Source organism: Pseudomonas syringae pv. tagetis, assembly GCF_022557255.1.
Classification (GTDB): Bacteria; Pseudomonadota; Gammaproteobacteria; order Pseudomonadales; family Pseudomonadaceae; genus Aquipseudomonas; species Aquipseudomonas caricapapayae.
This window is the reverse complement of record NZ_CP092923.1, coordinates 4606222-4626913: the sequence shown is the minus strand read 5'-3', so window position 1 is coordinate 4626913 and position 20692 is coordinate 4606222. Positions and strand designations below refer to the sequence as shown.

The window sequence follows — 20692 nt, the reverse complement described above, 5'->3', positions numbered from 1 at the left end:
GGTTACTCCCCTTTGCTGCCTGCGGCTTTATCAGTGGCCGGGGCAGGTGCCGGGTTTGCTCCTTTGACGTTGGTCGCTTCGGCGACTTTCACTTCCGCGCCTGGTTTGACGTACTGCAAGCCTTCAGTGATGACGCGATCACCTTCTTTCAGGCCGTCTTCGATCAGCCAGTCGCTGCCCACGGTGCGGTTGGCCACCAGAGTACGCATTTCGACCTTGTTGTCCTGATTGACCACCATGGCAGTCGGCGTGCCTTTCAGGTCGCGAGTCACACCTTGTTGCGGTGCCAGAATCGCTTTCGAGTTGACGCCGGCCTGCAGTTGCGCGTGGACGAACATGCCCGGCAGCAGACGGTGTTCCGGGTTCGGGAACACGGCGCGCAGGGTCACGGAACCGGTGGTCTGATCAACCGATACTTCGGAAAATTCCAGCTTGCCTTCCTGGCCGTAGACGCTGTTGTCTTCCAGCGTCAGCTTGACCTTGGCCGCGTTGTCGCCGGCCTTCTGCAGCTTGCCGCTTTCCAGGTCATTGCGCAGCTTGAGCATGTCGGCGGAGGACTGAACCACATCGACGTAGATCGGGTCGAGCTGCTGAATGGTTGCCATTGCCTCGGTCTGGGCACTGCTGACCAATGCGCCTTCGGTCACGGCAGAGCGTCCGATCCGACCGGAAATAGGCGCCAGCACCTTGGTGTAACGCAGATTGATCTGGGCAGTTTGCAGGGCAGCCTGAGCTTCCTGAGTAGACGCCAGCGCGGTGTCGTACTCCTGACGGCTTACCGCTTGCTCGCTGACCAGTTGCTTGTAGCGATCAGACATCGACTTGGCGGACTGAAGCGTCGCCTTGGCGCTATTGGCATTGGCTTCATAGACCGCAGGATCGATCTGATAGAGCTGTTGACCGGCCTTGACGTCGCCGCCTTCGGTAAACAGACGCTTGAGAATAATGCCGTTGACCTGAGGGCGTACCTCGGCCACGCGGAACGCGGTGGTCCGGCCCGGCAGCTCGGTGGTCAGTGTATAGGGCTGTGCTTTGAGGGTAACGACGCCGACCTGAGGGGGTTGCGCAGGCGGGGCCGCCTGTTCCTTCTTGCTACAGCCACTGAGCAGGGTTGCCAGGGCGACGGCAGTGACCAGAACGGTAACAGCTGGCTTGAATTGCATGAAGATCCTCGGGGCAGGAGCCTGTTTTCTCAACAGTACGTTGAAGTGTTAAAAAATATTTCGGCTAGATAAGTAGCATGCTAAGGAATATACTTACATTCGCGGCTGTTTGTAAACACCCGCCGTGCGCATTCGGCCACTATTCACGGTGCCGACAGCCAATTCGGGACAAGGCGAGACAAATGCCGCCCGGTCATATCTCCAGGCATGCCGCCAGACGCATGCGTGAGGTGAATTTTTTGAGGTTTTATTGCCATGGTTCGTCGCACCAAAGAGGAAGCTCAGATCACTCGCAGCCAGATTCTGGAGGCTGCCGAGCAGGCTTTTTATGAGCGAGGCGTCGCCCGCACCACGCTGGCCGACATCGCAACCCTTGCCGGTGTAACGCGAGGAGCCATTTACTGGCACTTCAACAACAAGGCCGATCTGGTTCAGGCAATGCTCGACAGCCTTCAGGAACCGCTCGACGAAATGGCGCAAGCCAGTCAGAGCGAAGAGGAGGAAGACCCGCTGGGTTGCATGAGAAATCTGTTGATTCATTTGTTTCATGAACTCGCACTGGACCCAAAAACCCGTCGCATCAATGAAATCCTGTTTCATAAGTGCGAGTTTACTGACGAAATGTGTGATTTTCGTCGGCAGCGTCAGGACAACGCCATCCAGTGCCATGACCGTATAACTCTGGGGCTGAACAATGCCGTGCGCCAAGGGCAACTGCCCAAAGAACTGGACACGTCCCGGGCCGCGGTCGCCCTATTTTCCTACGTCAACGGCATTATTTATCAATGGCTGCTGGTTCCCGACAGCTTTTCGTTGCCGGTAGAGGCTGAGCAACTGGTTGATGTGTGCCTGGACATGCTGCGTTTCAGCCCCACGCTACGGGTCGCCAATGCTTCCTGAGTGAAGGAAGGGTAACTGGCTGTAGCGCTCGGTGGTTGAGTCGGGCCGTTCCTTTTCATACACAGCCTAACGCCATTTCGTGCTTCTCATACAGTGTGTTTACCGACTGTTTACCTGACTTCTTCGATTGCGCTGAACCGTTACTGCCGATCACGCCTCGATCCGACAAAATATTGTAGGAAGAAGGTAGGACATTTCCTGATACATGTAGCTGATTTCCCAAAGTAATTTCCGAGTATTGCCCCGCAGGACAACTCCCTTCACTCTTCGCATCCTGAAACATCAGAAGAGAGGAGGGTTGCATGTTTTTGCCGAATCTTGCGCCTATGTGCCCTGAAATCAACACCAGATCTGCTGAAATGCACACGCGTGGACGAAGGCCTTGCGCGCCTGCGTGCGGGTGCCTGTCGGGCGTTATGGAAACGTGCGAAGCGCATGCAGGCCTGAGCGTAAACCTGGCTCCCGCCTTCGAACGGAGGGCGGAGCATGTCGGACACCGCAACTGATACTGTGAGGCTACTGACCGGAGTTACGCACCAATCCGCACGGGTGGCTATGGATTCTGAATTGGGGACGCCGGTCATTCGGCTTGGGTTGATTACCACGCTGTACTTTCGCAACGGCCACACCGTGGAGATGAAGCGTCGGGTCGAAGCCTGTTTTTCGCGTTTCTACGAGGCGTTCAAGACGAAACTCAAATGGCAGTTGTTCAAACGCATGCGCCGCCTGAGCGGATCGGGGTTTTCGTCGACCCGGCGTCAGGTTGTCGAAAGTCTGCCGGGTGAGCAGTTCATCTGGTCTATCGCCAGCGCTACCCAGGCCGAAGTCGCCATGTACAGCCTGTTTGTCATGAATACTCCGGAGGGACAGGCCGACAATGATCGTTCGTGTCTGAAAATGGTACTGCCCTGGTCTTACCTGACCGAGCCCGACGGCTTGAAAAACTACGAGGCCTGGATTCGCTATCTGAGCAGTGAAGTCCAGGCCGAGCATGGTTTTGGTGGGCTTGCCTGTGTATTGCCTTGCGATGGTCATCAGTATTTACCCTGGGAATATCGACTGGCTCAGGACTACATCGGGTTGATGGTCGATCCCGGTCCGCACATCGAAAGCCTGCGCTTGCTGGATCGCATCAAGGGTGTGAGCTGGTACACGGTGTTGGGCGAGGCGTTTGTCAGGCAGTTGGGAGGAAGCGACAGATTGCGGGGCGAAATGAGCGCTCACAGCGACATCGTGTTCCACCGCTATCGCAACGGGTTGATCATTCGGGCAGGGGCGGTGCCTGAGTTGGGGGGCAGAGGTCTGCCGCCGCCGCAAGCCTATGTGACGGTCAACCGGATGATCAAACCGATTCGCCTGCAGGACACCGGCAACCTTCATCCCTACCTTGCCCCCGGGATCGGTTTTACCGAAGAAACCACTGCGCAATGGTATGCGCGATTCGATGAGAAACCTCTGCCGCCAGTCGATGCAGGGCAGGCATGTCCACGCTCGGGCTGCTGGTTCAGCAGCGCGCAGTTCGGCTCCCGGCGGCATTTCGACGAAGGTGAACTCATGCCTGCGTTCGCCCATATAAAGAGCAAGAAAACCCAGTGGTTCTGGGCCGGTGTGCCTTCCTGAGTCCTAAAGTCGAATTAGTCCCGGCCTCGCAATAGCGTATTCGGCATCATCGCCGCTGCGGCAAGGCCGAGCAGCGAAATGGCAGCGCTGGTCATGAGCAGGTGTCTGAAGGTCAATGCCAGTTCGGCTCGCAGCGTTTCCAGTGCCGGTCCGGTTGCTGCATTCAGGCTGTCGAGCAGAACATTCCCGGAGCTGCCTTCGCCACCCAGCGCTCCCGCGCCGAGCTGACCGACCCCTGTATGCTGCAACATGGCCAGCAGCAGTGCCGACATCAATGCCACGCCTACTGCACCGCCCAGCGAGCGGAACAAATTGGTCGTGCTGGTGGCTACGCCCATATCCCGAGGCTGAACCGAGTTCTGGGTCCCGACCAGAGAAGTGGGGAACTGCATGCCGGTGGCGATACCGGTGAGGATCATGAACAGGCTCATCACGATCAGCGACTGCGCAGGCGTGAAGGCCATGCCCAGGATTGCGAAGGGCATCAGCAACGCGCCAGTCAGAATAAGTGGCTTGTAACGCCCGGTTTGTGCCGTGCGTCGCCCTGCAAAATAGGCACCCATCGGCATGCCGATAGCCAGCGGAAGCAAGTGCAGGGCCGCGCTGTCTGCCCCCCCTCCGGTGACGGTCTGATAACGCAAAGGCATCAGGACAATCAGGGAAATTGCTTGAAAGCTGGTAAAGAATACGGTGCACCAGCAAAGCACCGCGCTTTTATTGGCAAACAGGTGCATGGGCAGCAGGGGTTCGGCGGTGCGACGTTCGTACCAGACGAAAATGGCCAGCGTCAGCAGGGCAGTGCCCAGTAACAACTGAACCTCGACATCGGCCAGATTATGTCCCTGACCAATTTCGGTAATTCCCAGCAGCAGCGCGGTCAGGCCGATGATCATCAGCACCGTACCCAGATAGTCGATAACCGGTTTGCGCTGTGGCACCGGCAGGCCGACCAGTGTTCGATACGCAACGATCAGGGCGGCGGCCCCTAAGGGCAGATTAATCAGGAACACCCAGCGCCACGACAGGTATTCAGTCATCAAGCCACCCAGTACCGGACCTGCGACACTGGCCACGGCGTACATACTGCTGAAGTAGCCCTGATAACGGCCGCGCTCACGCGGTGGAACAATGTCGGCGATGATTGCCTGGCTTACCGAAACCATGCCGCCTGCGCCGATTCCTTGAAGAATGCGTGCCAGCACCAGTTGTTCCATGCTCTGCGCCATGCCACAGAACAGCGATGCCAGGGTGAAAAGCCCCAGGCCGAACAGCATCAGCTTACGCCGCCCGTAAAGATCGCCCAGCTTGCCGTAGATCGGCACTGCCACGGTCAGCGAAACCATATACGCGGAAATGACCCAGGCCAGCAGATCGATATCTCTGAACTGGGCGGAAATGGCCGGCATCGAGACGGCAACGATGGTCTGATCCAGCGCGCTGAGCAGTACCGCCATCATCAGCGCGAACAGAATGCTGCGAATGGCCGGAGGCGTTTGAGTAAGACTGGTCAAGGCAAAACCTGATGGCAGTGGTGACCCGCCGCAAGTGTGGCGGGAGAGTCTGGCCAGTCTAATCCGATAGCTTGCTAATCGATAGCTGCCTTTGCTGAACGATGGCGCAATTTATCCTGTGCAGACGTCATCGCAACGCGCTGAAGGTTGCATCGGTCGGCACGCAGTGGCCGAACGTGCAACTGGCGACCTGCGGAGCCTGACGCGCCAGTTCGTTACGATAGGCCCCTGCGGTGTATACCGCCATTACCGCGAGGGCACCGATAACCACCATGCACTTTCTTGTTATTGCTTTCATGACGCACTCCTTACCTCGGCTACAGAGCAGTTTGAAAGAACTGATTAGAGTGTAGGACAAGGTTGGGGCGGACGTCGGTTGTCATCATCACAGCATGCTGCATGACGAATGCGCTGGAAGACGCGTTAGAATTCGCGCTCCGATTTACAAGCAGGGTCGAGGCCAATGGCACGCAAGGAATACAACGGGTTTGAAGTAGTCTCGGCAGTGATGCCTTCCGAGCAGGGTTACAACGCGGCGATTGCCGTCAAGGCATTGGGCGCTGGTGGTGCACCACGCTTTCATGCGCTGTTGCCTGATCAGAAGTTCAAGACCGCCGATGATGCCGACCTGGCCGCTGTGCAGGAGCTTCAGCGGCTGATCGGCATCGATGCCGAGGGGCAGCCGGTATGGGCCGACTCCTGATCAGGCGCCTGGGCGGAACATTTTGAACAGCGCTTCCGGCCCGAGCTGGAAGTAATCCGCAGGGCCGCCGCCACGCAGGATCGGCTCGGCGGCGGCGGTGTCGTAAACGCCGTCCTTGAGCAGGGATTTCTCGATGTGCACGGCCACTACTTCGCCCAGAATCAGCCAGCTGGGTACCCGTTCCTTGTCGGCACGTTGCAACTGAATGATCTGCGTGACTTTGCATTCGAACGACACCGGCGTTTCAAGCACACGTGGCACCGAAACGATATGGGATGCCAATGGCGTCAGGTTTGCCAGCTCGAATTCACTGACGTCCGGCGCGACCGGAGCACAGCTCTGGTTCATGGCTTCTGCCAGCGAACGAGTGGCGAGGTTCCAGACGAATTCGCCGGTCTGCTCAATGTTATTGAGGCTGTCTTTGCGACCAACGCTGCAGAAACCGATGATGGGTGGAACGTAGTTGAAAGCATTGAAGAAGCTGTAGGGTGCCAGATTCAATTTGCCGTTGGCGTCCTGTGAAGAAATCCAGCCAATCGGGCGGGGACCTACAATGGCATTGAACGGGTCATGTGGCAGGCCATGACCTTTAGATGGCTCGTAGGAGTGAATAGTGTCTGACATGCTCGATTCCTGATGGGCTCAATAGGCGATGTGAGCATAGTGCTGCGCATTTGCGGAGGACGCCAGCGCAGTGTGTATTTCATCCTGGGCCAGACATGAAGAAGCCCGACATCGGCCGGGCTTGGGGTGTTGCATGAGCTGTCAGCCCAGACGATTGGCACCTACACGATCTGCACCGTCAGCAGCCAGACGATTGGCACCGACATGGTCTGCACCGTCGGCAGCCTGGCGGTTTGCACCGACACGGTCCGCACCGTCAGCCGCCAGACGATTGGCACCGACGTGATCTGCACCGTCGGCAGCCTGACGATTTGGTCCCACACGGTCTGCACCGTCAGCGGCTACGCGGATCGAACCGACGTTAGTGTGCTTGGTGCCGCCTTCGGCCACGACAGTCGAGCTGGACAAGTCGTTGTGAACGTTGAGGGCTGGAAGTGCAAATGCGCTGGAAGCCAGAACAGAGAACGCCAGGCCAAAGATCAATTTAGAAGTTTTCATGATGATGTCTCCAATGAGTGTCGGGGTGAGTTGTCATCCCGGTATGGAGGCAATGCTACGCGCCAGCGGATTATTAAGAAGTTAATAGGAGTGCTAGCGATCATCGCTAAAAATGATAGTTGCCTGTGATGCTCTGATTTCGGGCTTCTTGGGTGGTATTGCTTCATTAGGGTGCGTATTTTGAAAAGCCTTGCAATAAACCCTCTTGACAAACTGAAACTACAGTTTTTTCAATGCGTTAACGCAAATTATCGGTTTAAAAGTGCACTAACTTGAAACACTTTGTTGCAGGTGCTGTAAGAAAGTCGGCACCCTTTTACGCGGCTGTATCGACAGGATGGATAGTGAGTTACGCATCTTACGCGTTGCGCTGCATCCGAAGGTCCGCTAAAAGCGCAGAGCTTCATGAACGGCATGCCGGGTAGCGCATGCCATTCATGTTGTGTCATGAGGTGCGATCAGTCAGTTTCGATACGTGAGTGCTTGCGCGTGTCTTTCATGAACACATACACCAGCAGCGAGCAGGCGATACAAGCGGTGACATACCAGTAGTAACCGGTTTCCATGCCGATGCTCTTGAACCACAGTGCGATGTATTCCGCTGTACCCCCGAAGATCGAGACGGTCAGGGCGTAAGGCAGGCCGACACCCAGTGCGCGGATTTCAGTCGGAAACAGCTCGGCTTTGACTACTGCGTTGATCGAGGTGTAGCCACTGACGATTATCAGTGCCGCCATGATCAGGAAGAACGCGCCCCACCAGGTATCGATGGTATGCAGCGTGGTCAGGATCGGCACGGTACACAGCGTTCCCAATACACCAAACGCAATCAGGATCGGACGACGCCCGACCTTGTCGGACAGCGCGCCAATGACAGGTTGCAACAGCATGAACAGAAACAATGTCGCTGCAGATATCGAGGTCGAGTCGGTGATGCTCATGCCGACGGTGTTGACCAGGTACTTCTGCATGTAGGTGGTGTAGGTGTAGAAAGCCAGTGTTCCGCCCATGGTCAGGCCGACTACCGTCATCAGTTCCTTGGGATGGCGCATCAATGTGCGCATCAGGCTTTCCTTGGACTTTTCCTTTTTCTTGCGTGTGAACGACTCGGTTTCTTCCATGCCACGGCGCAGAAACAGCGCCACTACCGCACACAGTGCTCCGATGACAAACGGGATACGCCAGCCCCAGGCGTACAGTTGCTCGGTGGTCAGTGTCTGCTGCAGCACGATCAATACGCCCAGTGCGATGAGCTGGCCGGAAATCAGCGTGACGTACTGAAAGCTGGAAAAGAAGCCGCGACGTTCCTTGGTCGCCATTTCGCTGAGGTAGGTGGCCGAGGTGCCATATTCACCGCCGACAGACAGACCCTGGAGCAGTCGGGCGAACACCAGCAGGATAGGGGCACCGACACCGATGCTTTCATAGCCGGGTGTCAGGGCAATGATCAGCGAGCCGAAACACATCAGCAGCACCGATGCCATCAGCGCAGCCTTGCGTCCCTTGTAGTCAGCATAGAGCCCCATCAGCCAGCCGCCGATAGGCCGCATCAAAAAGCCGACCGCAAAGATTGCAGCGGTGTTGAGCAACTGCGCGGTGGTGTCGCCCTTGGGGAAAAACGCTTTGGCGAAGTACAGCGAGAAAGCGGCGTAGACGTACCAGTCGTACCACTCGACCATGTTGCCGACTGAGCCGCTGAAAATGGATTTCAGGCGGCTGGAGGTGGTTTTCTGACCGGCGATGCTGGCAGCCGGCCCGTTGGAGGCGGGGTTGGAAGTGTCCATGGTGTTCCTTGATTTCATTATTTATTTTTAGAGGGGCATGCGTTGCCCTGACCCGTTCCATAGCAGGAGCTGTGCCACACCGTCGGGGCCTGTTGCAGAGCGGTTGAGCGATTTTGGTGAGCAAGAATCCGCTTATCCGGGCATATCGGATAAGCGGATTCTTGCCGATGGGCATCGGCTCGAGATCAGTGCCCGCGTGCAGGGCCGAAAACGATCACGCCCACCACGAAGGCGAGCATCAGGCCTAAAAGGATCATGATCCCCTTGAAGGTGTTTTTTACGCAGTAGGCTTTCACGCTGTCCCAGCCTCCGGTCCTGGCAGAGATGGCGTCCTGAAAACCGGATATGCGGTACGGCGACAGCACGATCCACAGCAGCAGAACGGTGCCATACAGCGCCGTCAGTACCGGCCCTGTCTGCAGGACGACGTAGCTCAGGGTAACCACTGGAATACCGTGGCGCAGTACCAGTGCCTGATGGCCTGGCCAGCTCAGGCAGTCGGGCAGCAGGCGCTCGCTCCAGCGCATGTCCACCGCTTTGACGCGCTCGGCGAAAGGGCGCCAGAACGACATGAACACGTAAATCACAAGCAGCAGGAACACCGGCGCAGTCAGCGCGACGCCAGCTACTTCGTACCAGGTGGCCTTGATGCTGGACGGGTCCAGCAATGCAGTCGTCAGGATCACCAGTGCGCCGAAAAAATAGGCCCTGAGATTAGGGTTGAAGGACGACTGTTGCGGTAATTTTCGCCAGGACTGCACATCTGCGTCTGGAAACGCTTCCATCGCATCCGGGAACCGGTGAATCAGGTCGGAGGCGAGCTTTTCGCAGGCTCGCCACAGGGTTTCGTCGCCGTGCCTTGCTAGACGCAGCCGTTCGTCCAGTGGCGGCGGTTGCAGAAGAAGACGTGCGGCGATGGCCTCAGGGGTGTCACCTTGGGCAGCGAGCAATTGCTGCTGACGGGCGATGAATGCTTTCTTCTCGCAGCGCTGGACCAGGTTCATCCACAGGGAAAGCGGCCCGGCATACACATCATGTTTCTGATCCCAGCCAAAGAGACTGCTCAAACGTTCGAACAGGGCAGGGGACCAGTCATGGTTATTGAGCAGCAGCGTCATGACCCACTGCTCAAGCTGCTCCTGGCGATCGAATGATGTCAGCCAGGGCTGTTGCCGGAGAGCCGTGAGTGCGTCGAGGAAGGCGCGCTCTTCGTTGCGCTCGAGCAAGGCATGCAATGGCCCGAGCGAGCTGTCCAGCAGTGCCTGGGTCAGCCGATGCGACTGATGCGCCCTGAGCTGTACTTTTTGCCAGGGTGTCAGCCATTGCAGTTGTTCGACCGCTGCCTTGATCAGTGCCTGATTGTCCTCGGGGTCCAGCAGGCAGCGTCGGGCAAGATGTTGCTGGAAAAGCTCATCGCAGCCCTGATTCTGAGCAATCTGACGTTGTGAATGCAGGTTTTCCGGTGTGGTCTGACAGGCTTGCTCGTACCAGATCAGTTCTACTGCAGGACGGGCCGGGGGCTCGGCCATGTCGGATGCCTGGAGTACCGCTCGATGTTCCGGCCGGGCCAATGACACCGGCGTGTCGAACGTCTGCGATGGATGTTCCTGGCCGGTGGATGACCAGGCGTCGCTGCCCTCGTCATCGTCTTCGGCACGGTTTCTAGCCCAGTCCAGCGCTTGCTCGTAAGCATCGCGCAGTGTCTGAAAGGCGACCGGATCGTCGTCGGGCCGTGTGGTTTTCAGCAGTCTGGCGTATTGGCGCTTGATGCTGCGCTCGTCGGCATCGTGCCCAAGGTCCAGCACGCTCCAGCAGTCCATTGCCGTCACCATTCACCTCGTTCGAAACGGTCTGCTTCCTGCTCGAGCTGTTTGCGCAATTCATTGATCTGCCGGTCGTCCTGGGTTTCCAGCACGCGCTGAAATTGGGCAGCCCAGACACCGATGGTTTCGCGCGCCTCGCCCAGATACTCCTGATAGAGCCTTTCCAGGCGTGCCGTCAGGTGAGTGTTGACCTGTTGCTCACGCGGGTGAACCTTGAGCGCTTCCAGCACCTTGAGTCGCTCACGGATCTCGGCGGGTGTCATGACGCCAGGGTTGTTCTCGATGACCAGCTTATGACTTTCGCCGGTCATCTGGATTCGCACATCGGCCTCCAGCAGGCCGTTGTTGTCATACGTGAAGCGCACGTCCAGTTCGACCTCGCCAGCCTTGGCCTTCGGCACCGGAATATTCAGTTCGCCCAGTGCAATGTTGTCTTTGACCAGGCGGCTCTCCCCCTGGAAGATTCTCAACAGAACGTGTTCCTGATTATCGGCAACCGTGTTGACGGTACGCACCCGACTGACAGGCACCACACTGTTGCGCTCGATGATCGGGAGGTAATGACCCGACTGGTAGCCATTGAATACGTATTGTGTGGTTTCGATACCCAGCGTGTAGGGGCACACGTCGGTCAGCACGACTTCTTCCAGCGCCGCATCGCGCTGCTTGAGTGCAGCCTGAATCGCGGCACCCTGTGCAACGACTTCATCCGGGTTGAGCGTGATGGCCGGAAAGCGCCCGAACATCCCGGCGGCCAGTTTCCGGATCAGCGGCATGCGCGTGGTTCCGCCCACCAGCAGGATTTCGTCCAGATCCGCCACGCGGATCTTTGCATCGCGCAGGGCGCGCTCGATGGGCGCGCGCAGGCGGGCCAGCAGAGGCGCAAACAGATCGTTCATCTGCTCTTGAGAGAGTGTCTTGCGCCACTCGTGGTCGGCATGGCGCAGCACGAAGTCGGCACTGTTTTCCTGACCCAGCGCCTTGCGCACCCGCTCGGCCTCACGCCGCAGGCTGGGCGTCACCAGCTCTTTGCCAGGAAAGTCTCGCTCATCGCGGTGCAGGCCGAGAAAGTGCTCGACCAGCAGACGATCGAAGTCTTCGCCACCCAGAAAGTTGTCGCCCGCACTGGCTCGCACTTCCATTACGCCGTCGAAGAGTTCGAGGATCGAGATGTCGAACGTGCCGCCGCCCAGGTCGAACACCAGAAACGAGGTTTCGCCTTCCTTCTGGTGAAGTCCGTACGCCAGGGCCGCCGCTGTCGGCTCGTTGATGAGCTTTTCGACCCTCAGACCCGCCAGTTCGCCGGCGATACGCGTCGCTTTACGCTGAGCGTCGCTGAAATAGGCCGGGACGCTGATGACCGCTTCGGTCACCGGTTCGCCAAACGCCCGTTCGACGTCGGCTTTCAGGCTTTTGAGGACTAGCGACGACAACTCTTCAGGACGATAGGTGGCAGATCCCAGGCGAATCTCCTGAGCGCTGCCCATGTAACGTTTGAACAGCGCCGTGGTTTTGTCCGGGTGAGTCTGCAGACGTTCACGCGCCGCTTTACCGACCAGAATCTGCCCGTCGTCGTCCAGTCCGACCACACTGGGGGTCAGTGTTTCACCCAATGCATTGGTAACCAGCTCGCTGCTGCCGTCGCGCCAGACAGCCACCAGGCTGTTGGTGGTGCCCAGATCAATACCGACGATCATTAAAAATGCTCCCTGCTCGAGGATTGTTGCAATGTTTTGCGTGATTCTGAATCAAGGCAACCGGTGTTGTCTTGGTTTTATGCATTCGCGAATTCAGGGGGCAGGTACGAAAAAGTGTGATCGCGTGGCATCTGCGCACCTGACTGCGCAATGCGTTCAGGCGCCGCGCAAAACTATCGATCCCCGGTGCGACTCACGGCCCTGTGCAGAATCGCCGCCAGATCTTCTCTGGAGTAGGGCTTCTGCAACAGGTCGAAGCGGTGTGTTTCATCCTGAGCGATCGTCGCAAATTCAGTGCTGTAGCCAGTAGTGAGGACAACCGGCATCCACGGATAACGTGCTTCGATTTCAGCGTAGAGTTCCAGCCCGCTCATGCCCGGCATTGCGATATCCGAGAACACCACATGAAAGTTTTCCGGGTTGCCGGAAAGCTCGTGCAATGCTTCGGCACCACTCGTTACCCAGAGCACCTGAAAGCCCAGTTGCTCAAGCATAGGGCGCGTATAAGTGCCGATGTCCTGATTGTCCTCGACCATCAGGACGCACATACCGGGCATCGCAGCGAGGGTACAGTGTGTGTCCTCCGATACGACTTCATGATTTTTTGCGCTGGGCAGGCACAGCGTAAAGCAGCTGCCTCTGCCCAGTTCGCTTTCAACCAGCACCTCACCGCCCGATTGTTTGGCAAAACCGAATACCTGCGACAGACCCAGCCCGGTGCCCTGGCCCACGCTCTTGGTGGTGTAGAAGGGTTCAAAGATCAGGCCCAGTTTTTCTCTGGCGATCCCCGCGCCGGTGTCGGTCAGCGACACCGTCACATAGTCACCATGACTGAGTGAGGGGCGGTCCGCAGTGGGGCAGGCTGCGCATTCAACCTTTATGCTGAGCCGGCCAGCGCCGGACATCGCATCGCGGGCGTTGACCACCATGTTGACCAGCGCAGTGTCGAACTGGCTGCCATCGGCAAAGATAAAGCAAGGTTCGTCAGGCAGGTCGATGCTGACCTGAATACGTGCGCCGGTAAGCGTATCCATCATCTCGCCAATGCGCGCCACGCTCTTGCAGACATCGAATACCTCCGGCTGCAAGGCCTGACGGCGGGCAAAGGCCAGCAACTGACCGGTGAGGCGCGCTGCCCGGTCGACCGTGCTGGAAATGGCCTCGACGTACTTCACTCGGCGATGCTCTTCAAGGTTCGGCGATTTCAACAGGTCACTGCATGAGCGGATCACTGTCAGCAGATTATTGAAATCGTGCGCCACACCGCCCGTGAGTTGGCCGATGGCTTCCAGTTTCTGCGCCTGATGCAGGGCATCCTGGGACAGACGCAATGCTGCATTGGCCTCTTCTTCTGCCTGAATGTCGCGGCCGACGGCATGGATGAATTGATTGTCCGGTACTGCGGTCCACGAGATGGTGCGGTACGAACCGTCCAGATGACGATAGCGGTTCTTGAAGTGAGGAATGGTCTGGCCGTTTTCAAGTCCGCTCATGGCAGCCAGTGTGCTATCCACGTCTTCGGGGTGCACCAGCGCCAGAAACTGGCTGTCGAGCAGTTGTTCCTCCGACCAGCCAAGGGCTCGGGTCCAGGCCGGATTGACCGCCGAGATAATGCCGTCGAACTGCGCCATCAGCATCAGGTCGGTCGATAGCCGCCAGATACGATCACGGTCCTGGGTACGCTCGACCACACGCTGCTCCAGCGTCTCGTTGAGCGACATCAGCGCTTGTTCCGCGTCTCTGAGCTGGGTCATGTCCCTGGAAACGCAAAGGATTTTCTCTGGCTTGCCGTCCTTGCCTAAAATCGGGCTGACTTGCACATGCCACCACTTGACGGTGCCCGCCAGAGTTTGCGCCGAGCCCATGAAATTGGCGTTCTGACCCGCGCGGGCCGCTTCAATCGCCGCGATGGCGTCCAGATTGCCCTGATCCTGCCAGAAGTCGGGCCAAGGGCAGCCGCGAATCGAATTGAAATCGCTGACTTCCATTATTCGCTGACCGCCTTCGCTCATGAAGGTCAGGCGCGAATCAAGGTCCAGCACCTTGATGCAGTCATTGATGCTCGACAGAACACGGTCGGTAAACGCCTCGTTTTCGTTTTGTCGGGCTTCAGCGACCACTTGTGAGGTGGTTTCGTTGACCCGACAGAATACGCCGTCGATCAGGCCGCTATCGCCGTAGAGGGGCGAGTAGGACAGCGACCACCAGGTCTGCTCGGACCTGCCGTTGCGGACAATGGTGCGCTGGATATTGTCAGACCGGCAGCTGTGTCCGAGCAGCGCCTGCTCGGCCAGCGGGCGCACGGCCTCCCAGGCATCGCCCCAGACCGAGGCGATGGGTTGCCCTTGAGCCTGCCCGGCAGCGATCGGCAAGACCTGGGAATAGGCATCATTGAAAAACACGATATAGTCCGGCCCCCAAAGCAGGTACATGCTGTCGGGGCAACTGAGCATCAGGTTCATTGATGACAGCAGTGCCGCGGGCCACGCTTGCTTCGGTCCCAGCGCAGACGTCGACCAGTCTGTCTCTCGGATAAACCGGCCCATTTCGCCGCCTCCCAGTGGGAGGTCGAGGGGAGTATTCACGGTAGAAAATGCCCCATCTTTCGGACTGTCAAAGTGAGCGGAATAGCCAGGCGGGTATGATGTCATTATGCCTGTAAACTATCCAGCCATCACGACCCTATATAGCCGTGAACAGTATGCAGACCCGGTGCTGCGAGAAATGTTCGGTTGTCGCCAGAAGAAGCCCCACCGAATGTCAGCAGCCGTCAGCCAAGGAACATTTCGCGTGCCAGGGCATGGCGCTGCATTTTCTCGTTGAGTGTCCTTCGGGGTAGCTGCAGCTCGTTGAGAACAGCTTTGATATCGCCTTTGTGACGGCTCAGCGAGGCGCGCAGGCATTGAGCTTCGAAAGCTTCCTGACGCGCCGCCAAGGATTGCCCCTGCCATTGCGTGGCGGATTCCAGAGGCGCTGGTTCCAGGCCCAGCGCTTGCCGCTCGGCCGCATTGGCCAGTTCGCGCACGTTGCCAGGCCAGTCATGGCTGAGCAACTGGCTCAGGCGCGCGGCACTCAGGGCAGGCACTTCGCGTCCCATGCGCCCGGCAGCAGCCCGGGCGAAATGGCTGAACAGTTGCGCGATGTCTTCAAGGCGTTCGCGCAACGGCGGCAGGCGCAGCTCGGCAACATTCAGGCGATAGGCCAGATCCTCGCGGAAGCGTCCGGCGCGGGCCTCTTCGAGCAAATCCGGCTTGGTTGCCGCGATGATCCGCAAGTTGACGTCGATGCTCTGATTCGAGCCCAGTCGCTCAAGGCGCTTGTCCTGCAAGACGCGCAGCAGCTTGACTTGTTGCGCCATGGGCATGCTCTCGATTTCGTCAAGAAACACCGTGCCGCCGTCGGCATACTCCAGTCGGCCGATGCGCTTGCCCTGTGCGCCGGTAAAGGCGCCGCTTTCGTGGCCGAACAACTCAGCTTCGAACAGGTGCTCCGGAATGGCCGCGCAGTTCAGCGCAACGAAAGGTTTTCCGGCGCGCGGCCCAAAGTCATGGAGACAGCGAGCGACCAGCTCCTTACCGCTGCCGGTTTCTCCTCGAATGATCACGTTCACCGGCAATTGCGCCAGTTCCAGCACCTGGCGGCGCAGAGCCTGCAGGCTGGGTGAAACACCGAGCAGCGTAGCGTCCAGCCGGGTCCTTGCATCGGCCTGTTCATGCAAACGGCGGTTTTCCAGCACTAGCTGACGTTTCTCCAATGCGCGCCGCAAGTTGCTGATAAGGGTCTGCGGACTGAAAGGCTTCTCGAGAAAGTCATAGGCACCTTCGCGCATCGCCTCCACAGCCATTGGCACATCGCCATGGCCGGTCAGGAGGATGACCGGCAGGTCCCGATCCTTGTCTTGCAACCGGCTCAACAGTTCCAGACCGCTCATGCCCGGCATGCGCACATCGGTTAGAACGACTCCGGGAAAATGCTCCGGCAGTCGCGTCAGGCACTCCTCGGCGCGGGCGAAGACTTGCACCTCGAACCCCGACAGCGTCAACCACTGTTCGACGGCTTGCCGAATGGGTGCCTCGTCGTCTACTACGATGACCGAATTCAACATGCTGGGTCAGGTCTCCAGAAAATCGTTGGGCAGGCTGAACGAGAATACAGCGCCGTCCTCGTGGTTTTGCGCCATCAGCTGTCCGCCCAGTTCATGAATGATGGCGTACGATACTGCCAGGCCAAGGCCCAAGCCATCGCCTACCGGTTTGGTGGTGAAGAATGGATCGAAAATACTGGCCAGATTCTCCGCAGCGATGCCCGTTCCGCTGTCCCTGACGCTGAGACGCCAGTGGCCGTCGATGGCGTCGATACGCACCTCGAGGCGTCTGGACGGGCGCTCGCGCATGGCATCCAGTGCGTTGCGCAGCAGGTTTATCAGCACCTGCTCCAGGCGTATGGCATCGCCGCGTACCCAGGCAGGGCGGGAAAGATGCAGTACGCAGTCGATGTGCTCCTCGCGCAGGCGCGGGTCGAGCAGCAGCAAGGCCTGATCGACTACCATCGCCAGGTCCAGCCTCTCGCGCAAACCGCTGGGGCTTTTGCGGGCAAAGGTCTTCAGGTGGCTGGTCAAGGCGGCCATACGAGTCAATTGTTGATCGACCGGAACCAGCGCCTTGCAGGCTTCATCTATTCGGCCTTGATCCAGCAGCAGCCGCAGGGTGGCCAGTTGCATGCGCTGGGCAGTCAGCGGCTGATTGATTTCGTGGGCCAGTGCTGCCGACATCTGCCCCAGCGCTGCCAGTTTGGCCGATTGCACCAGGCCGTCCTGCGCGGTTTGCAGATCTCGGGTTCGCTCCTGCACCAGGCGCTCCAGTTCGTCCCGGTTGCGTTCCCTTAATCGCGCCAGTCGCCAGCGCTGATAAAGAAACAGGCCCAGAAATACCAGAGCCAGCCAGATGCCCGCCGCAGCGAGCCCTGCATTGCGAATGTCCTCACTGGACGCGGGTGGCTTGCGCAACAGGTGCAAGGTCCAGTTTTCATCGGGCAACGGCAGCGACTGCCAGAGGTAATCCGTGGTGCCCTCAGGCCCTTCGACGCGGCTCAAGTGACTGTTTTCGCCAAAGCTGTCGATAACCCGGCTGCGCAATGGCGTCAGTACTTTCTTGTCGTATTGGCGGGTGCGCAACAGGTCGGCACGGTCTTCCACGGAAATGGGCAGCAACTCGCGATAGCGCCAGCCTGACTGATTGGCAATAAACACGATGCCCTTTTCATCACTGACCAGCAGTAGATCATCACCCTGGCCCCACTCCTGCTCAAGGTCCGGAAACTCCAGCTTCACGACCATCGCGCCCATGAAGGCACCTGTATCGTTCACCACCGCGCTGGACAGAAAGTACCCCGGAATCCCGGTTGTTACACCCACCGCATAGAAGCGCCCGGTGCCCTGAGCGCGGGTTTGCAGGAAGTAGGGGCGAAAGCCGTAGTTGTGACCGACATAGCTGTTGGGCGTGCGCCAGTTGCTCGCGCCGATTGCCAATCCGTGCAGGTCGAGCAACTCAAGTGTCGATGAATGGGCCGTGCTGTTGATTTTTTCCAGCTTGAGATTGAGCGCGTTCTGCATCTCGCCGGTCACCGGACCGCTCAATGCGGCACGAATCTCCGGGTCCAGAGCCAGAACGGAGGGCAGGGCGCGGTAACGCTCAATCAGGGTGTGCAGGGTATTGGCGTAGAGTGCCAGCTGGCCTTCAGCACGCACGGCATCTTTCGACAGCGTATGGCGCTGGGCCTGAAACATCGCGAGCCCGGCGGACAGCGCTGCGCCGGCCAGAATCAATAGCACGTACAGGGTGATGCGCCAGTAACGATGCTTTAGCGTCATGTTGCGGCCTGATCGGACTGCATGGCGCGTTTGCAGGCGAGTGCCTGCGAACGCGCCATGGACGGGCATTACAACAGATTGAAGGTCGCTTCTTTCACGGTCTGTGAGTCCAGGCCGATCATGACCTTGAATTCTCCAGGTTCCGCAGCGTACTTGAGTTCGCTGTTGTAGAACTTCAGGTCGTTTTCACTGAGGGTGAAAGTCACGACTTTTTCTTCTCCAGGCTCAAGCATCACTTTTTCGAAGTTCTTCAGTTCTTTCACCGGACGACTGATCGAAGCCGCCACATCATGCAGGTATAACTGCACAACGGTGGCACCCGCAACCTTGCCGGTATTTTTCACGGTCACGCTGGCAGTGAGCTTGCCTTTGCGCGCCATGCTGGAGTCCGACAGCTTGACGTCCGATACGTCGAACTGCGTGTAGCTCAGACCAAAACCAAACGGGAACAGCGGCCCATTGGGCTCCTCGAAGTAATGCGAGGTGTAGTTGCCAGGCTTGCCTTCGTGATAAGGGCGGCCGGTGTTGAGGTGCGCATAGTAGACCGGCAGTTGACCGATCGAGCGCGGGAACGACATGGCCAGCTTACCCGACGGGTTGTAGTCGCCGAACAGCACATCAGCCACTGCGTTGCCGCCTTCGGTACCCGGGAACCACGTTTCGAGCATGGCGTCGGCCTGTTCCTGTTCGTCGACCAGCACCAGTGGACGACCATTCATCAGCACCAGTACCAGAGGTTTGCCCGTGGCCTTGAGTGCCTTGATCAGATCCTGCTGCCTGCCCGGAATGTTCAGGCTGCTGCGGCTGGCCGATTCATGGGACATGCCGCGCGACTCACCGACCACGGCAACGATCACGTCGGCCTGTTCGGCGACCTTGACCGCTTCGTCGATCATTTCCTGCGCCGGACGCGGGTCGACCTCCACTTCCTTCTCGATAAAGTTCAGGTAATTGAGGATGTGTTCGTTGTCACTGACATTGGCACCACGCGCGTAAACCAGTCTGGCTTTGTCGCCGACTGCATTGGCCAGCCCTTCATATACGGTCACTGACTGGTTGGCACGGCCGGCAGCTGACCAGCTGCCGAGCATGTCGAGGTGACTTTGGGCCAGCCCCCCAATCACCGCGATGGTGCCTTGTTTCTTCAGCGGCAGCGTGTCGTTCTGGTTTTTCAGCAGTACAAGGGTCTTGCGCGCGACATCGCGGGCTTCTGCACGGTGCAGGCGGTCATCGGAATAGGTGTCGGCAGGGTCATCGGCGGCAACGCCGATGCGACCGTAAGGCGAGGCGAACAGGCCCATGTCGTATTTGGCACCCAGCACTTCACGCACGGCGTTGTCGATTTCCTTCATGGAAACCTCGCCGTCTTTCACCAGCCCGGGCAACTGCTCACCATAGGCCGCATCGTTCATGCTCAGGTCGACGCCCGCCTTGATCGCCAGCTTGGCGGCCTCGCGGAAGTCCTTGGCCACGCCGTGGTCGATCAGCTCCTTTAGTGCGCCGTGGTCACTGATGGTCACGCCCTTGAAACCCCAGTCCTTGCGCAGCAGATCCTGCATCAGCCACTTGTTGGAGGTCGACGGAACGCCATTGATCGAATTGAGCGCGACCATCACACCGCCAGCGCCCGCATCGATGCCAGCCTTGTAGGGCGGCAGGTAGTCCTGGTACATGCGCGTCATGCTCATGTCCACGGTGTTGTAGTCGCGTCCGCCTTCGACTGCGCCATACAGGGCGAAATGCTTGACTGCCGCCATGATGCTGTCATTGGCTGCAACGTTCTTGCCCTGAAAAGACCTGACCATCACATCGGAGATGCGTGACACCAGATAGGTGTCCTCGCCGAAACCTTCAGAACTGCGGCCCCAGCGTGGATCGCGGGAAATATCGACCATGGGTGCGAATGTCATGTCGATACTGTCGGCACTCGCTTCCTGCGCTGAAACCCGGCCCATCAGTGCGACGGCGTCCATGTCCCAGCTGGCAGCCATGCCCAGGCTGATCGGAAAAATCGTGCGATGACCGTGAACAACGTCATAGGCAAAAAACATCGGAATTTTCAGACGGCTTTTGGCGACAGCTGCTTCCTGCAGCGGGCGATTTTCCGAGCGCGTAATGGAGTTGAACGTGCCGCCGATTCTTCCTGCAGCAATTTCCTTGAGAATTTGCGGCTGTGGCATTTCGGCGCTGATACTGATCAAGCGCAACTGGCCGATCTTTTCGTCCAGAGTCATTTGTTTCATGAGTTTGCCGATGAAGGCATTCTTGGCTTGAAGCGTTGTATTGTCCGTGGCGGCAGCGGTTTGAGCCATCACCGACTGGCTGGCCATACCGAACAGCAAACCTAATAAACACAGCTTATTCATGAATGATTTCTCAAGGCTTTTGTCAGTAACTCGCGTTTAATGTCCGACAGCGAGTTTTTGGGTTATGGACCTTTGGCGTTATGGTTCGTACAGAGCGCAAGGATAGTTGCTATGCGCTTGACTGTATGAAGTCT

General features: G+C 58.3%; 15 protein-coding genes. 3 read left to right on the top strand and 12 right to left on the bottom strand.

Features of this window, described 5'->3' with window-relative positions; translation table 11 throughout:
• Positions 1-2 precede the first annotated feature (2 nt).
• Positions 3-1163 carry an efflux RND transporter periplasmic adaptor subunit gene (locus MME58_RS20515; RefSeq protein WP_055004916.1) on the bottom strand — a complete coding sequence of 387 codons (1161 nt, stop codon included), beginning with the start codon at positions 1161-1163 and terminating at the stop codon, positions 3-5.
• Positions 1164-1418: 255 nt separating this feature from the next.
• On the opposite strand from MME58_RS20515, the gene pmeR reads away from it, so the two are divergent.
• The gene (gene pmeR / locus MME58_RS20510) at positions 1419-2063 is read left to right on the top strand and encodes an auxin-lysine conjugate-binding transcriptional regulator PmeR (protein WP_054986153.1); all 645 of its coding nucleotides are present in this window, start codon (positions 1419-1421) and stop codon (positions 2061-2063) included.
• A 486-nt stretch (positions 2064-2549) separates the two neighbouring features.
• On the top strand, positions 2550-3683 hold the full coding sequence (locus MME58_RS20505; RefSeq protein WP_054986152.1) for a DUF3396 domain-containing protein: 1134 nt from the start codon (positions 2550-2552) through the stop codon (positions 3681-3683).
• Between the two features lie 14 nt (positions 3684-3697).
• On the opposite strand, the gene MME58_RS20500 is transcribed toward MME58_RS20505, so the two are convergent.
• Both MME58_RS20500 and MME58_RS20495 read right to left on the bottom strand, forming a co-directional pair.
• Complete coding sequence (locus MME58_RS20500) at positions 3698-5194, bottom strand: MDR family MFS transporter (protein ID WP_055004917.1); 1497 nt, start codon at positions 5192-5194, stop codon at positions 3698-3700.
• Positions 5195-5321: 127 nt separating this feature from the next.
• The gene (locus MME58_RS20495; RefSeq protein WP_162838971.1) at positions 5322-5492 is read right to left on the bottom strand and encodes a hypothetical protein; all 171 of its coding nucleotides are present in this window, start codon (positions 5490-5492) and stop codon (positions 5322-5324) included.
• A 165-nt stretch (positions 5493-5657) separates the two neighbouring features.
• Here MME58_RS20495 and MME58_RS20490 point away from each other — a divergent pair, with 165 nt between their 5' ends.
• Entirely contained in the window at positions 5658-5897 is a 240-nt protein-coding gene (locus MME58_RS20490; protein WP_055010606.1) for a hypothetical protein, read from the top strand.
• Here MME58_RS20490 and MME58_RS20485 read toward each other — a convergent pair whose 3' ends face one another.
• The 9 genes from MME58_RS20485 to bglX all read right to left on the bottom strand — a co-directional run bounded on the left by MME58_RS20485 (position 5898) and on the right by bglX (position 20558).
• On the bottom strand, positions 5898-6521 hold the full coding sequence (locus MME58_RS20485; RefSeq protein ID WP_054984282.1) for a flavin reductase family protein: 624 nt from the start codon (positions 6519-6521) through the stop codon (positions 5898-5900).
• A gap of 141 nt (positions 6522-6662) precedes the next feature.
• Positions 6663-7019: a hypothetical protein gene (locus MME58_RS20480; protein ID WP_054984281.1), complete on the bottom strand. Its 357-nt coding sequence runs from the start codon at positions 7017-7019 to the stop codon at positions 6663-6665.
• A gap of 458 nt (positions 7020-7477) precedes the next feature.
• Positions 7478-8803: an MFS transporter gene (locus MME58_RS20475; protein WP_054984280.1), complete on the bottom strand. Its 1326-nt coding sequence runs from the start codon at positions 8801-8803 to the stop codon at positions 7478-7480.
• A gap of 185 nt (positions 8804-8988) precedes the next feature.
• Entirely contained in the window at positions 8989-10623 is a 1635-nt protein-coding gene (locus MME58_RS20470; RefSeq protein WP_054984289.1) for a J domain-containing protein, read from the bottom strand.
• A gap of 5 nt (positions 10624-10628) precedes the next feature.
• A complete protein-coding gene (locus tag MME58_RS20465) occupies positions 10629-12323 on the bottom strand; it encodes a molecular chaperone HscC (protein WP_055006197.1) in 1695 nt (564 codons plus the stop codon).
• Between the two features lie 173 nt (positions 12324-12496).
• Positions 12497-14869 (bottom strand): PAS domain-containing protein, encoded by a 2373-nt coding sequence (locus tag MME58_RS20460; RefSeq protein WP_082427475.1) that lies wholly within the window; start codon positions 14867-14869, stop codon positions 12497-12499.
• Between the two features lie 224 nt (positions 14870-15093).
• A complete protein-coding gene (locus MME58_RS20455) occupies positions 15094-16428 on the bottom strand; it encodes a sigma-54-dependent transcriptional regulator (RefSeq protein WP_054984277.1) in 1335 nt (444 codons plus the stop codon).
• 6 nt (positions 16429-16434) lie between these two features.
• The gene (locus MME58_RS20450) at positions 16435-18192 is read right to left on the bottom strand and encodes an ATP-binding protein (RefSeq protein ID WP_055006199.1); all 1758 of its coding nucleotides are present in this window, start codon (positions 18190-18192) and stop codon (positions 16435-16437) included.
• A 68-nt stretch (positions 18193-18260) separates the two neighbouring features.
• Positions 18261-20558 (bottom strand): beta-glucosidase BglX, encoded by a 2298-nt coding sequence (bglX, locus tag MME58_RS20445; RefSeq protein WP_055006196.1) that lies wholly within the window; start codon positions 20556-20558, stop codon positions 18261-18263.
• Positions 20559-20692 lie beyond the last annotated feature (134 nt).

Bases quoted from the DNA above. Each gene is read 5' to 3' on its own strand.
- MME58_RS20515 (WP_055004916.1), bottom strand. From the start codon at position 1,163: ATGCAATTCAAGCCAGCTGTTACCGTTCTGGTCACTGCCGTCGCCCTG.
- pmeR (WP_054986153.1), top strand. From the start codon at position 1,419: ATGGTTCGTCGCACCAAAGAGGAAGCTCAGATCACTCGCAGCCAGATT.
- MME58_RS20505 (WP_054986152.1), top strand. From the start codon at position 2,550: ATGTCGGACACCGCAACTGATACTGTGAGGCTACTGACCGGAGTTACG.
- MME58_RS20495 (WP_162838971.1), bottom strand. From the start codon at position 5,492: ATGAAAGCAATAACAAGAAAGTGCATGGTGGTTATCGGTGCCCTCGCG.
- MME58_RS20490 (WP_055010606.1), top strand. From the start codon at position 5,658: ATGGCACGCAAGGAATACAACGGGTTTGAAGTAGTCTCGGCAGTGATG.
- MME58_RS20485 (WP_054984282.1), bottom strand. From the start codon at position 6,521: ATGTCAGACACTATTCACTCCTACGAGCCATCTAAAGGTCATGGCCTG.
- MME58_RS20480 (WP_054984281.1), bottom strand. From the start codon at position 7,019: ATGAAAACTTCTAAATTGATCTTTGGCCTGGCGTTCTCTGTTCTGGCT.
- MME58_RS20475 (WP_054984280.1), bottom strand. From the start codon at position 8,803: ATGGACACTTCCAACCCCGCCTCCAACGGGCCGGCTGCCAGCATCGCC.
- MME58_RS20470 (WP_054984289.1), bottom strand. From the start codon at position 10,623: ATGGACTGCTGGAGCGTGCTGGACCTTGGGCACGATGCCGACGAGCGC.
- MME58_RS20465 (WP_055006197.1), bottom strand. From the start codon at position 12,323: ATGATCGTCGGTATTGATCTGGGCACCACCAACAGCCTGGTGGCTGTC.
- MME58_RS20460 (WP_082427475.1), bottom strand. From the start codon at position 14,869: ATGGGCCGGTTTATCCGAGAGACAGACTGGTCGACGTCTGCGCTGGGA.
- MME58_RS20455 (WP_054984277.1), bottom strand. From the start codon at position 16,428: ATGTTGAATTCGGTCATCGTAGTAGACGACGAGGCACCCATTCGGCAA.
- MME58_RS20450 (WP_055006199.1), bottom strand. From the start codon at position 18,192: ATGACGCTAAAGCATCGTTACTGGCGCATCACCCTGTACGTGCTATTG.
- bglX (WP_055006196.1), bottom strand. From the start codon at position 20,558: ATGAATAAGCTGTGTTTATTAGGTTTGCTGTTCGGTATGGCCAGCCAG.